Origin of the sequence: Streptomyces otsuchiensis (genome assembly GCF_004305975.1) — a bacterium.
Taxonomy (GTDB): domain Bacteria; phylum Actinomycetota; class Actinomycetes; order Streptomycetales; family Streptomycetaceae; genus Streptomyces; species Streptomyces otsuchiensis.
In genome coordinates this window covers 1-12,098 of the sequence record NZ_BHZI01000182.1, presented here as the reverse complement: position 1 = coordinate 12,098, position 12,098 = coordinate 1, and the positions used below count along the sequence as shown (strand labels likewise).

Genomic DNA, 12,098 nt, shown 5'->3' with positions numbered 1-12,098 from the left:
CTCCGGGACCTCCGGTCTCACGGGGGGCCTCGGCGGTCTCGGTCTCCGGAGTCTTGGCCCCGGGGGTCTCGGTTTCGCGAGGCTTGCGTGGCCGCCGCCACGGCGGGAGGTCTCGGTCTCCTTCGGGTCCGCCGTCCAGCGGGGTGGCCCCGGTCCGGTAGCGAGACCACGACTCGCGGGCAGGGGTGATCGGCTCGCTGTCCCACCCGGGCTCGGGGTCCGGGAGCGGCTCCCCGGCGGGGATCACTCGCGTCGGGGTGATGGGCTCCGCATCGGCGGGCGCCTCCCCTCCCCCGGGGGTGTGGTGGGTGGTGGCCATGGCGTCTCTCCTTGGTAGATGCGGTGGTCAGGCGGCGGTGGCGATACGCCGGGCGCCGCGAGCGCGGTGAGGGCGAGGAGCGCTCACCGGGCCAGCGGCGCCCGGAAGTCACGGGCGATGCGCCCAGCAGGCGCCGTTGGCGGGTGTCAGCTGTCCTCGAAGCGCTCGATGGCGCACTCCGGGTCCAGCCACACCCGCGTCGGGGTCTCCTCCGGGAACAGAGCAGCCTCGAAGGGGTCGTCCATCTCGACCACGTCCGGCCGTTTCTGGCCGCAGCGCTCACAGCGCGCGCGCAGGATCCGCATGAGGGTTCTCCGTTCAGGCCGCCGCGCGGCCGGGGAAGGCGAGGCGCACTGCTTGTGTGCACGGGGCGATGTCGGGATGAGGTATGGCCGCACTGCGCGGCCACACGACCCGGGCGGCCGGGCAGGTGCACGGGCCGCCCGGAGGGTGGTTACGCGGCGACGGAGTCGCGGAGTTCGGTGAAGCGGGTGGAGGCCCAGCCGACGGACCAGCCGCTGAGTTCGGCGGCCTGACGCACGGACAGTCCGGCGTCGAACGCGGCCCGGACGGTTTCCTTGGCGGTCTGCTCGGGCTGCTTCTCGGTGGCGGGGCCGGCGGCCAGCAGCTCGGCTTTGCGGCGGGCGCTGCCCTCGGCGGCCTGGCGGGCGGCGTGCTCGCGGCGTTCGCGTTCCTCGCGCTGCCGCTGACGCTCGGCGCGTTCACGGGCCTGGTGTGCTTCGGCCTTCTCGCGCTCCCGCTGTTCAGCGGCGACGCGCTGCTGTTCACGCTCCCGCCGCTCGTGTTCACGGGCGGCGTGTTCGTGTTCAAGCCGGAGCCGCTGACGTTCAGCCTCAGCGGCGGCCTGTTCACGGGCCAGGGTCGCGGCGTGCTCGCGCTCCTCCCGGGCGAGCTTCGCGGCGTGGTCGCGGGCGTCCCGCTCCCGCCGCTCTTCCCGCTCCTGAGCGGCTTCGCGGTCGGCCCGGACGCGCTGTTCACGCTCCCGGGCCCGGTGTTCACGGGCCTCACTCTCGGCCCTCTGCTGGGCCTCCCGAGCGGTCACGGCAGCGGTCAGCGCGCGGCGGTAGGACAGCGACGCCTCGGAAGAGACGATCAGCAGCAGCGGTGCGACGGCGTGGACGGCGACGCCCACCCAGTCGCCCTTCAACCACGATCCGGCGGTGTTCAGGCCGAGGGTCATCAGGCCGGTCATCCAGCGAAGAAGGACAGGCCAGCCGCCCGCGTGCCCGCCGACACGGGCCAGCGCGGCGTCCAGGCGGACGACGATGACCACGGCCGCGTCGACGACGATGGGCAGGATCGGGGCGGTCCACTGCCACCCGGGCGGGGTGACGTCCCGCACGAGCGGGGTCACGGTCAGGACCGAGAAGATGACAGCCCCGGCCACGATCAGCCAGGTACCGGCACTGAGCACACGGTCGGCCTGACGGAGAGTCTGCTCATCCATCCCGACCACCCGCCCCCCGCGTGTCGTGAACACCGGCGGCGGTGGCGTGAACAGCAGCCGCCTCAGCCTGAACACCGGCGAACAGCCCGTGAACATGGACCTTCAACACACGCCAACGCGACTCCGTTGGGGAGTCAACACCCGGGCTCCACCCGCCCCAGCCACCCGGCGCCACCGGGTACTCGGGGTCGCTCTCCGCCTGCCTGAACGCGGAGTGCTCGGTGGCGTGAACACCATGAACACGGCCGTCACGGAGCACGATGAACACCGGAGTTGGCCGCTCGGTCGCGAGGTGGACGGCCCCGGCGAGCCGGTTCAGCTCGGTGCTGAACCGCTCCGCCGACTTCTCAGCCGCGCGGGCGCGGTGGTCGGCGCCGGTCAGCGCCAGCGCGGCGAGCGCGAGCAACTGCCCGTACTCGGCCCGGCACTGCTCCGCCCCGGCTGCGGCGACCTCGGCGTCGAACGCCGCGAGCGCCGCACGGGCTTCCGCCCGCCGGGCCGTCTCCACGCTGGAGGCGGCCCGCTTCTCCGCCTGCTCCAGGCGGTCTTCAGCCAGCGCGGCCTGTGCCTGGGCGCTCTCGGCGCTGTCCTCGGCCTGCCGGAGACGGCGGGTGGTGATGATGCGGATCATCGCGCGCCACCTTCTTCCCGGTAGCCGATGCGGCCCAGGGCCGTGAGCGCGTGCTGGAGCGAGTCCGCGAGCTGGCCGGCCATGACGGCGGCCTCCCGGCACTCGATCACGGCTGCCGCCACGTCGACCCGCAGCTGGTCGTCGTCACCGGAATCGTGCCGCAGCCGGCCCGCGGTGTTGAGCCGGTCGACCAGGGCGGCGGACTGGTCGAGCGACTGGGGAAGCCGCCCGGCAAGCGCCGCCAGGGCGCCGATGACCGTGTAGGCGTCGCCCGGCATCTCCCACTCCGCCGCCTCACGGGGGCGGAGTGTGAGGTGGTTCAGCGCGCGGATGGCCTCTCCGGCCGCGCGGGCCGCGTCCGCGGCCGTCGTGTAGGCGGTGGTCACCGGGCACCGCCGATCGCGGGCAGCACCCCGGCCAGCAGGCCGGGGCGGGTGGCGATGGCGTCCGCGATGAGCCCGGCGACCGCCGGGGCCAGCTCCGGGTCGTCGCTGAGGATGTCCAGCCCCGCGTCCAGCCGCGCGGCCCGCTCCTCGGGCGTCTCGCCCTCCGCCCCGAGCCACAGCTCAGGGTCCGTGCCGAGCGACAACTCGGCGACATCCGTGTGGTCCAGCACCTCGTGCCGGCCGATATACGCTCGCATTGAGCCCTCCAAAAGGGCAGTTGAAAGGCCCGAGGCGGCGGCGTCCCGGCCAAGGAAACGGCCGCCATCTCGGGCTCACGTGGGAAGAACAGTGGGGTTGGTCTGCGGTCTCAGCGACTGCGGGGGTTATCGGCCTGCCGGTCCAGCCGGTCGTGATCGGCCCGCCGCTGGGCCTCGGTCTCGCGAAGGGCCTGCGCGCGCTCCTCGTCGGTCATCGCCGACCGCCCCGCAACTGCGCGTCCTGCTCGCTGCGTCGGTTGACCTCAGCGTTCTTCCGCGCCAGCTCCGCGCGTTCCTTCTCCGTCAGCTGGGTGACCCCGGCCGCGATACGATCCGTCATCGGGACCGTCCTCCTATGCATGTAGGCGGTGCGGTTCAAGGCCCCTGAACGGTGTTCCAGCACCGGCCAGGGGCCGTCTTGGCTGTTCGGGTCGAACGGCCACGACCACCCGGCAGACCCCGCCCTCCCGCGCATGGCGCGAAGCCGGTTCCTGTCGGGCATCGAGTGCGCTCGGCACCAGGCCCAACCGCCGCCTACGGCGGCCAGCAGCAGGCCATCGACACATCGGGCATCAGGCACGGCACCGGTCCAGCACCACGCCCGCCACGGGTCTTCGTCGCACGTCACACCCCCAATCAGTCACGCGGCCCATACGGCCGCAGAACACGGAACAAGCACTGCAAGGGGGACACTTGGTCCCCACCCTCCGGCCGTCGAAAGAGGTCACCGGGCCACCTCACCAGCCAACGAAACAACGCCGACCAGCACGTTTAGCGGGATTGCAGCGTCCCCGCCCTCAGCTTCGGAGCAGCCCAAAGAAGGCCACTCCGATTCACAGTCCTGGGACTGCGTGGTGCGTGGCAATAGAGTGCACCGTAGTCCCGAGACTGTCAACAGTCCTAGGACTGTGTTTGACTTGTTGCAGGTGAGAGGAGTGCACATGGCGCCGAAGTGGCGAGAACTGGCAGACAAGCTCGCGGCCGCGATCAGGCAGGGTGAGTACAGCCCTGGCCAGCCGCTTCCTCACATCCGAGAACTCGTGGAAGCGGGAGAGGGGTCGAAGACAACGGTCCATGCCGCTTACAAGGCTCTGGAGGCAGAGGGGCTAGTCACCTCGTCGCGCGGGCACGGCACCGTCGTGCGCGAGCGGGCACCGTTGAAGCGCCTCGGTACCGACCGGTACGACAAGGCGAAGTGGCGTGACGGCGATCAGGTGGCGTTCATCGCGGACCGCGTCGCATCGGGGCGTGGCTATAAGCGCGGCGACCAGACCCAGACCGTGACACGCACGACGGCGCCTGCGGGGGCAGCGGAAGCGCTGGGTCTGCCCGCAGGAGCCGAGGTCTACGCCCGGGCGCGCCTGGTCAAGGAAGACGGTCAGCCGACGCACACCCTCACCAGCTACTACCGACCCGCGCATGTCGAGGGCACCCGGATCGTTGACCCGAATCCGGGGCCGGCGGGTCGTGGCGGTGGCTTTCGCGTCTTCTACGAGATCGGCCTTGAACCGGACGCGATGCGCGAAGAGCTGTTCGCCCGGATGCCTACGGTCGAGGAGGCCAAGACGCTCGCGCTCTCGGCGGCCGAGCCGGTGGTAGAACTGCGGCGGACCACCTATGCCACGGACGGCACGCCGATCGAGTACGCCATCGGCGTGCACTCGGCATCCAGGTTCGCCTGGTGTTACGACTTCAAGCTGCCGGACTCAGCGGCAGGCGGGGAGGCACACTCATGACGGACGATGCCATCTACCAGGATGCCGAGACCCTGTGGGACTACCTGCGGATGAACCACCCTCGGCAGAGGGCGGACGTCGCGATCGGTCTGGGTAGCCACGACCTCGGTGTTGCCGACGTGGCGGCTGACCTGTACTTGGCGGGACTTACCCCGCTGCTGCTGTTCACCGGCGGCAACAGCCCCACCACCCGCGAGCGGATGCCGCGGGGGGAGGCCGTCCACTACCGTGAGCGCGCCATCGAACTCGGCGTGCCGGCCTCATCGATCCTGGTGGAACCCCACGCGTCCAACACGGGCGAGAACATCAGCCTGTCCCGCACGACCCTCGCTGAGGCGGGCGTCCGGCCTTCCAGGGTCGCTCTGGTCTCGAAACCGTACGAAGAGCGACGGGCCTTCGCCACCGCTGCCCACCTCTGGCCGTCAGCTCAGTTCACCTGCGCTTCCCAGCCGGTCACGCTTGCTCAATACATTGAGCAGGTTGCTGATGTGAAGTTCATCATCGACATGGTCGTTGGCACCTACGAGCGGGTTGTGCGCTATCCAGCGATGCGGTTCACAGCTGAGCAACCATTCAACGCAGAGGCTCATGAGGCGTTCCGACGTCTGGTGGAGGCTGGGTACACGTCCCGGCTGCTGACCTAACATCTCTGACGCCTACTGACGCCAGTCTCGACGCCAACACCCGGGGACTCAGGCACACGACCCGGTACAAACGTTTGACGCTCCATGGCGCTGTGACGAGTGAGAACTGGCCCACCTGTTCCGGGCGAAGCTCAGTAGTGGGGGGCAGGAGTCGCGTTGAACCTGTGCCGCTTCGCTTACCCGGACTGGGAACGATTGGCGAGAGCGCCTCGCGCACCTCCCTCGACCACGTGCAGGCGAGGGGGGCTGATGTCGGAAATCCGCCCCCCTCCTTGCGTAGCCATGACTGTGAGACCGAATACCCAGGTGTTCAACTCGTTGCTGCTAGCGTGAAGCTTCTTCGCGACCATCGAAGGTGTAATCTTCTGATCGCGTAGAAATCCGAACGCCTTCGCGAGCAGCATGGAGGTCTCTCGTGGACAATCGTCGGGCTCCCCAGTGCGATATCCGAGTCGACCAAGCTCGATCACTGTCTGCCGGTACTGCCATTCTGTAATCTTTCCTAGCGCGTGAAGGCGGTATGTGAGCGCAAGGGCTGACACGTTCCAATGCTTCTTGAGTCTAATTACATGGTCGGCTGTAGGGCTTTCAGGGATCCGGCTGGCAATACTGCGTCTTGGCATCAGGAAATTACTGGCAAAGTCATCTGCTTCCTTCTCGGAAGCCTTAGTTCGCGTCCCCGCATCTTCATCCCGGTGCATGATTAGATGGCCAAGCTCATGGGCGACATCGAAGCGACTGCGCGAAGCTGATTTTGAAGTATTCAAGAATATGAAAGGGCGACCGTCTCGCCAGAACGAAAAGGCGTCAACCTCGGGGAACTCTGGTGCAAGTGCAAAGACGCGCACGCCGTGAAGTTCTACAAGGTGAACCATGTTTCGAATTGGGCGTTCTGCCCCAAGCCTCCAGCTTGACCTCAGATAGTCAGCGCACAATGCTGGCTTCATCTTGTTTCCCGGGGTTGGGACATTGACGGCTGGGAGCTTGAAGTTTTCGTCCAACCAGTTGCTGAGCTCTACGACAAGACGTGACTCAGCCAGCGCGGCGTCCCTCGTGGCGGCGGCCAGCTTGCTGCGAGCTCTGAAGTTCACCGATTTACTGTCAAGCTCGTCGACTTCTTCCGCAGAAAAGAAGCTCAGCGGAAACCTTAGTGCCGAGGCAACTGCCTTCAGGGTTGCCTGGCTGGGTTCTTGTCGGGAGTTCTCGTAATTTGAAATGCTCTGTGCGCTCACTCCAACCCGACTGCCAAGCTCCACAAGCGTCATTGCTCGTCGCTTTCGGGCAAGGGTGAGTCGGGATGGAGTGAACATTTCCTCAGCTCTCTATTTGCTGCCCGCTAGCGTGGTTCCACGGGGACGTCGGTCGGGCCAAAGCCGTCGTTCGGATCCTCATCGTCGCCGAAGTCGAAGATCTCCGAATCGACCGAGTACGGCTCGTCGGGAACGACCCGGTGATACCAGTTCTGAATCCGGCCCTTGGAGCTCAGTCGCTCCGGGAGTGAAACTTCGTAACGGATTTCTTTGAGGTCGCGGTCATAGAAGACCAGCATCATCCACAGGTTGTATCCTGTCAGCTGGTCTTGGTCGTTCTCTTCTTTGGGGAATTCCGGGCTTTCCAGTTCGAGCTGTCCAGGAGAGACGTTGCGGCCGATGATCTTCCGCGTCAGCTCGCCCTTCGCGTAGCGGGATTTCGGCTGCTGCCTGCCTCGGCGCCCCGTCATTCGGTCACCGCTGGTCACACCAAGGGCTACACGGGCTTCGGGGTTCAGCATGATCGGGAGCACGCCCGACACGTTCACGCGCGTCCAGTCCTCGTCGCGAAGTTGTCGGCTGAGGCTGGTCACGAGGCCGTTGTAGGCGTAGATACCGGGGCCGATCGGGGCCGCGTCGTCGCGGGCGCAGAGCCCGCGCTCTGTGTTGCTTGCGCCTACGGCGTTCAGCATGATCTCCGGCCGAAGCCGGATCCGTGCGAGCTCCGCCTCGTAGCGTGAGCCCTCGCTACCAGCAGCTTCCGGGTTGAACATCCCGCCTCCTGCGCCACTTATGGATGTGGGCCCTCGGATGAGGGCTCGAATCTATAAGGGAGCCTACAGAGGTCCACCGACAACACTCCGAAGTTGGGTAGTGATCGAACGCAATTTCGATTTTATGTGATCTTGCGTCACTGAGCAAGCGTCATGCCTGGTGTTCGGAGTCACCTCGTCCGCTTGCGAGGGCCCATGCAGGGGGTTGGTCGGGCGGGATGGCTGTCGGCCACCCGTTCAGGGCTTCAAGGGCAGCCCGGCTGACCTGATAAGGATGAGGTCACAGGTTCAAGTCCTGTTAGCCCCACCGCACTGAACGCCCCCGACCGGGACCGGTCGGGGGCGTTTTGGCGTCGTCGGCCGGCGCCGGGGTGCCGGGGCGGGCGGGGCGGCTGTGACCAGCGGTTCGTCGGCGGGCCCGGTGCGTTGGGGCGCTCGTGGTGCCGGGCGCGCCGATCGGGTGCGCCGTGTGGCCCAGAACAGTTCTTCGGGGTGAATTGGGTATCATCGGGCGCCAGATGGTCCGATCGTCGAAGAATGAAGAGGTAGCGCGGTGAAGAAGCTCCTCCTGGTCGCACTGGTCGCCGTTGGCGGCGTGCTGGTGTACCGCCAGATCCAGACGGACAAGGCCGACCAGGACCTGTGGATGGACGCGACTGACACCGTGCCCCCCACTGGTCCCGCAGGCGCCTGACGTCTCACAACAAGCATCCCGACGGGCTCCCGGCCGCCTCCTGCGGCCGGGAGCCCGTCGGCGTGCCGGGCGGAACCGTGGGCCGCCGGGTGTCCGTCCCCTGTAGCGAGACCGTGACGGCCCTCCCCCTTGTCGTGTGCGGATGCAAACTCATACGGTGAGTTCCGACGGTGAGAACGGGCACCACACAGGGGGAGCAGGACCATGCGTGACGGGGCCAGGAGCGGCGGATTGCCCGGACGGCGCGGGGCGAGGCGGGCGGTTGCCGCCGGGCTCGGCGCGCTGTTGCTGCTCGCGCCGGACCAGACGTTCGCCGCCACAAATGCTTCTGGGGTCAAGGGAGTTCATGCGCAGGCCGGTCAACGCGTGGCTGACGGAAACGGCAGTCTGATCATGGTGCTGGACGCATCGGGCTCGATGGCGGAGGACGACGGCTCCGGGGCCACGCGGATGGAGGCGGCCCAGGCGGCGCTCGGCACCGCCGTGGACGCGCTCCCCGACGGATACCCGACCGGGCTGCGGTTGTTCGGGGCGGAGAACAGCGACTGCACCGACACCGCCCTGGCCCAGCCGGTCGAGCCGCTGGACCGGCAGGCGCTCAAGGACGCGCTCGGCGAGGTCGGGCCCACCGGAAACACCCCGACCGGTCTGGCGCTGGAGAAGGCGGCCGGAGATCTCCCCGAGGTGCCACCGGGCGCGATCGGCCGGCAGACGATTCTGCTGGTCTCGGACGGCGAGTCCAACTGCGGGGACCTGCCACCCTGCGAGGTGGCGAGAGAACTCGTCGGTGACGGCGTCCGGTTGCGCATCGACACGGTCGGCTTCCGAATAGGTGACGAGGGCCGCGAGGAACTGGAGTGCATCGCGGAGGCGGGTCACGGCACCTACTACGACGCACCCGACGGTGAGGCGCTCGGACGGGAACTGGAGCGCGCGGCCCTCCTGTCGGCCGACGGCTACCGGTTCGACGGAACCGAGACAGAGGGCGGCGCGACGGCCGACGCCGCCCCCACGCTGGAGCCGGGCCAGTACCTCGACACCATCGGTCCGGGCGACACCCACTGGTACGCGGTGGAGCTCGACGCCGTCTCCGCCGCCGACCTGTCCGTCACGGCCGTCCCCCACCCGGGGGTCCGGGTGGCGCGTCGCGACGGTCTGAAGCTGCGGCTGGTCGACAGCAGCGACAACCACCGGCAGTGCGACAGCCAGGACGTCACCTTCGGCAGCGACGAGGGCGCGATGATCCTCGCCGACGGCGTCAGCCGCATCCCCAGCGCCGACGGGGGCGCCACCTGTGACGAGTCCGGCCGCTACCTGCTGACGGTCACCCGGGAGAGCGACCCCGACTCCGACCAGGCGCACTGGCCGGTCGAGTTGCGCCACGCCGTCGAGGAGCCCCTGCCGGACGGCATCCGGCCCGCGGCCTCGGCCACCGGGTACGGCGAGGCCGGCCAGGCAGCCGAACTGCCCACCGCACAGCCGGAGGACATCACCGGCGGCACCGGGTTCAACGACGCCACGGCTCTCGAACCGGGCGTCTACCGCGACCGGTTGCTCCCGGCGCAGACCCGGTGGTTCAAGGTCCCGGTCGGCTGGGGACAGCAGCTGCGCTACCGGGTGGAGTTCGGCAACGAACCGACCCTGGAGGATCGTTCGGGCAGTTCCTATGTGCGGACCACCGGCTACACGCCGCAGCGTGAGCCGATCGGCAGGGGCGAGTTCACCGCCGAACGCACCTACCGGGGCGAGCCGTTGGCCGTGGACATGGGAACGGTGCCGGTGACGTGGACCAACCGTTACGAGTCCGCGGGTTCGGCGGCTCCGGTACGCGTCGGCGGTGACTACTACATCGCGGTCTCACTCGGGCCGGACACCGTGGAGATCGCCCGCAACGCCGCCGTCGGCGTGGTGCTCCGGGTCGACGTGTTCGGCGAGGAACTGGCCGGGCCGGAGCACGGCGCCCCCGCCCTGGCCGCCGACGGGAACGGGGACGGCGGCTCGGGCGAGAGCGGTGACGTCGGCGACGATTCGGTCTCCGCCGCAGACAGCGCCTCCGGCCAGGGGGCAGGATGGTCCGGCCCGCTCCTCGCGGCCCTGGCCGGTGCCGGTGGCGTCCTGCTGATCACGGCGGTCGTCGTCGCGGTGACGCGGCTGCGCCGGGGCGGTTCCGGGTCCGGCCCGGGGACGACCGCATGACCGGCCGCCACGGGAGCGCGCCGGACGCGCGTGGTCGCGGGCGGGACAAGCACGACGAGGGGTGGCGGCCGATGCACGGCACAGGGCATGGACGGGGACGGGGACCGGTGAGTGGCACGGGACTCCCGCCGGGACGCGGACGCGGAGGGACGGGTGCTGCCGCGCTGGCCGCGGCCGCGGCCCTGGCGCTGGCCGCCCTTCCGGCGACGCCCGCCCACGCCCAGGAGGAGAGCGGCCCGGCCGGACCCCCGCCCCCCTACCGGACGGCGGAGTCCGCCGAGCCCGTCGAGGGCACTCCGAGCTCCGCCGACGCTCCGCAGCTGGAGGCCGGTGCCATCTACACCGACCAGCTCGAACCCGGCGACGACCTGTACTACGGCGTGGTGCTGGACGCCGAGTCCAGCTACTACCTGTCGGCGGTAGCCGCCCCGGAGCCCGGAACCAAGGTCGCCTACCGCGACGGCTTCTCGCTCGAACTGACCACGACCGGCGGGGACGCCTGCAACGTCGGGAACAACCGCACCTTCCAGTCGGACGGCGCGGCGCGTCCGATCGCGATCTCGCAGGTACGCACGATCGCCGAGGGCGACGCCTGCCAGGAGGCCGGCAACTACCTGCTGCGGCTGGTGCGGACCAGCGACGCTACCTCCAGCCCCGCGGCGTGGCCGGTGGAGCTGCGGGTGATGGCGGAACCGGCCGCCGAGGGCGAGAGGGCGGCGCCCCCGCCCGGCGACTGGCTGACCCCGGAGGACGCGCCCGCGCCGTCCGGCCAGGCCGAGGCCGTCACCGGGGGCACCGGGTTCAACGACGCCCAGCCGATCGAACCGGGCAACTGGCGCGACGACATCGCCCCGGGTGAGACCCGCTTCTACAAGGTCCCGGTCGACTGGCACCAGCAGCTCGGCGTCACCCTCGACCTGAGCAACGCGGAGCTGAGCGACAGCTTCGGGTTCGTCAGCAACGGCATCGGGCTGGAGGTCTACACCCCGTTCCGCTCCCCGGCGGTCGAGGGCACCACCTCCTCGTACAACGGCGGCCCGACGCAGCTGGCGACGATCACCGCTCCGGTCGCCTACGACAACCGCCTCTCCGACGAGGGACCGATGGTCACCCGCAACCGGGTGGCGGGCTGGCAGTACATCGCTGTCCACCTGCACGAGGCCGTCGAGCTGTCGGACGCCGACACGGTCGGGCTGACGCTGCGCGTCGCGGTCCACGGGGATGCGGTGGAGGGCCCGGAGTACGCCGAACCGGGCCTGGCCGAGGCGGGGTTCGGGGTCACCGAAGAGGTCCGCGACCAGGCGCGCGAGGGCATCCGCGACGAGCAACTGGCCGCTGCCGCGAGCAACGAGACCAAGGAACTGCTCGGGTACGCCGGGCTCGGCGCGGGTGTCGCGCTGCTCGGCGTCGTCGGAGCCTGGTACCTGATCGGCCGCCGGGCCGGGGCTCGCTGAGCAGGTCGGCCTCCCGGCCCCGCCCGCCGTACGCGGATGCGAACCCGCGGGGCGGCGGGCGGCGCGGGTGACCGGGCGGCCGGGCCGAGGCGTCAGGCGGTCAGCAACGACCAGACGCCGAAGCCGATCAACGCCAGCGCGATCAGTACCAGCGGCAGCGCGACCTTCACGGGCGGGCCGGTGCCGGTGCTGGTGCCCGCAGCCGACATCGCGGACCCCGACGGCCGCGCCGCCTGTTGCGCGACCGGTGCGGCGCGCGGATCGGTCGCCGTCTGCGGATAGCCGTAACC

Annotated in this window: 13 protein-coding genes and 2 pseudogenes; 5 read left to right on the top strand and 10 right to left on the bottom strand. The window is 69.4% G+C overall.

From position 1 onward, the window contains the following. From E0D90_RS27915 to E0D90_RS28345, 7 genes and pseudogenes are all read right to left on the bottom strand, one after another. Nucleotides 1-319 (bottom strand): annotated as a pseudogene (locus tag E0D90_RS27915) (hypothetical protein); the annotation flags it as partial. Nucleotides 320-465: 146 nt separating this feature from the next. Then, nucleotides 466-624: a hypothetical protein gene (locus E0D90_RS26635; protein WP_157996881.1), complete on the bottom strand. Its 159-nt coding sequence runs from the start codon at nt 622-624 to the stop codon at nt 466-468. A gap of 149 nt (nt 625-773) precedes the next feature. After that, on the bottom strand, nt 774-1,787 hold the full coding sequence (locus E0D90_RS17535) for a DUF2637 domain-containing protein (protein WP_130799186.1): 1,014 nt from the start codon (nt 1,785-1,787) through the stop codon (nt 774-776). Then, on the bottom strand, nt 1,780-2,418 hold the full coding sequence (locus E0D90_RS17530; protein WP_130799185.1) for a hypothetical protein: 639 nt from the start codon (nt 2,416-2,418) through the stop codon (nt 1,780-1,782). Before E0D90_RS17530 ends, E0D90_RS17535 begins: the two co-directional genes overlap by 8 nt. Further along, entirely contained in the window at nt 2,415-2,804 is a 390-nt protein-coding gene (locus E0D90_RS17525; RefSeq protein WP_130799184.1) for a hypothetical protein, read from the bottom strand. The genes E0D90_RS17530 and E0D90_RS17525 overlap by 4 nt, the downstream gene beginning before the upstream one ends. Further along, on the bottom strand, nt 2,801-3,061 hold the full coding sequence (locus E0D90_RS17520; RefSeq protein ID WP_130799183.1) for a hypothetical protein: 261 nt from the start codon (nt 3,059-3,061) through the stop codon (nt 2,801-2,803). The genes E0D90_RS17525 and E0D90_RS17520 overlap by 4 nt, the downstream gene beginning before the upstream one ends. A gap of 211 nt (nt 3,062-3,272) precedes the next feature. Further along, nucleotides 3,273-3,401, bottom strand: coding sequence for a hypothetical protein (locus tag E0D90_RS28345; protein WP_265415960.1), 129 nt, complete (start codon nt 3,399-3,401; stop codon nt 3,273-3,275). A 601-nt stretch (nt 3,402-4,002) separates the two neighbouring features. Here E0D90_RS28345 and E0D90_RS17515 point away from each other — a divergent pair. Then, entirely contained in the window at nt 4,003-4,797 is a 795-nt protein-coding gene (locus E0D90_RS17515; RefSeq protein WP_130799182.1) for a GntR family transcriptional regulator, read from the top strand. After that, nucleotides 4,794-5,441 (top strand): YdcF family protein, encoded by a 648-nt coding sequence (locus tag E0D90_RS17510; RefSeq protein ID WP_130799181.1) that lies wholly within the window; start codon nt 4,794-4,796, stop codon nt 5,439-5,441. Before E0D90_RS17515 ends, E0D90_RS17510 begins: the two co-directional genes overlap by 4 nt. Before the next feature lie 176 nt (nt 5,442-5,617). Here the strand turns inward: E0D90_RS17510 and E0D90_RS17505 are convergent, their stop codons facing one another. Together E0D90_RS17505 and E0D90_RS17500 are read right to left on the bottom strand one after the other, a co-directional pair. Continuing rightward, nucleotides 5,618-6,751, bottom strand: a complete 1,134-nt coding sequence (locus E0D90_RS17505; protein WP_130799180.1) for a helix-turn-helix domain-containing protein — start codon at nt 6,749-6,751, stop codon at nt 5,618-5,620. Between the two features lie 26 nt (nt 6,752-6,777). Then, on the bottom strand, nt 6,778-7,464 hold the full coding sequence (locus tag E0D90_RS17500) for a hypothetical protein (protein WP_130799179.1): 687 nt from the start codon (nt 7,462-7,464) through the stop codon (nt 6,778-6,780). A 553-nt stretch (nt 7,465-8,017) separates the two neighbouring features. Between E0D90_RS17500 and E0D90_RS17495 the strand changes: the two genes are divergently transcribed. The 3 genes from E0D90_RS17495 (at nt 8,018) to E0D90_RS17485 (ending at nt 11,808) form a co-directional block, all read left to right on the top strand. After that, nucleotides 8,018-8,158 carry a DLW-39 family protein gene (locus tag E0D90_RS17495; protein ID WP_219806398.1) on the top strand — a complete coding sequence of 47 codons (141 nt, stop codon included), beginning with the start codon at nt 8,018-8,020 and terminating at the stop codon, nt 8,156-8,158. 366 nt (nt 8,159-8,524) lie between these two features. Continuing rightward, nucleotides 8,525-10,354 (top strand): vWA domain-containing protein, encoded by a 1,830-nt coding sequence (locus E0D90_RS17490; RefSeq protein ID WP_227870287.1) that lies wholly within the window; start codon nt 8,525-8,527, stop codon nt 10,352-10,354. Between the two features lie 107 nt (nt 10,355-10,461). After that, nucleotides 10,462-11,808 carry a hypothetical protein gene (locus E0D90_RS17485; protein WP_130799177.1) on the top strand — a complete coding sequence of 449 codons (1,347 nt, stop codon included), beginning with the start codon at nt 10,462-10,464 and terminating at the stop codon, nt 11,806-11,808. Between the two features lie 92 nt (nt 11,809-11,900). On the opposite strand, the pseudogene E0D90_RS26630 reads toward E0D90_RS17485, so the two are convergent. Continuing rightward, nucleotides 11,901-12,098 (bottom strand): annotated as a pseudogene (locus E0D90_RS26630) (serine/threonine protein kinase); the annotation flags it as partial.

Excerpts from the sequence above, each read along its gene's own strand:
- E0D90_RS17520 (WP_130799183.1), bottom strand. The coding sequence starts at position 3,061 with ATGCGAGCGTATATCGGCCGGCACGAGGTGCTGGACCACACGGATGTC.
- E0D90_RS17510 (WP_130799181.1), top strand. The coding sequence starts at position 4,794 with ATGACGGACGATGCCATCTACCAGGATGCCGAGACCCTGTGGGACTAC.
- E0D90_RS17505 (WP_130799180.1), bottom strand. The coding sequence starts at position 6,751 with ATGTTCACTCCATCCCGACTCACCCTTGCCCGAAAGCGACGAGCAATG.
- E0D90_RS26635 (WP_157996881.1), bottom strand. The coding sequence starts at position 624 with ATGCGGATCCTGCGCGCGCGCTGTGAGCGCTGCGGCCAGAAACGGCCG.
- E0D90_RS17535 (WP_130799186.1), bottom strand. The coding sequence starts at position 1,787 with ATGGATGAGCAGACTCTCCGTCAGGCCGACCGTGTGCTCAGTGCCGGT.
- E0D90_RS17530 (WP_130799185.1), bottom strand. The coding sequence starts at position 2,418 with ATGATCCGCATCATCACCACCCGCCGTCTCCGGCAGGCCGAGGACAGC.
- E0D90_RS28345 (WP_265415960.1), bottom strand. The coding sequence starts at position 3,401 with ATGACGGATCGTATCGCGGCCGGGGTCACCCAGCTGACGGAGAAGGAA.
- E0D90_RS17515 (WP_130799182.1), top strand. The coding sequence starts at position 4,003 with ATGGCGCCGAAGTGGCGAGAACTGGCAGACAAGCTCGCGGCCGCGATC.
- E0D90_RS17500 (WP_130799179.1), bottom strand. The coding sequence starts at position 7,464 with ATGTTCAACCCGGAAGCTGCTGGTAGCGAGGGCTCACGCTACGAGGCG.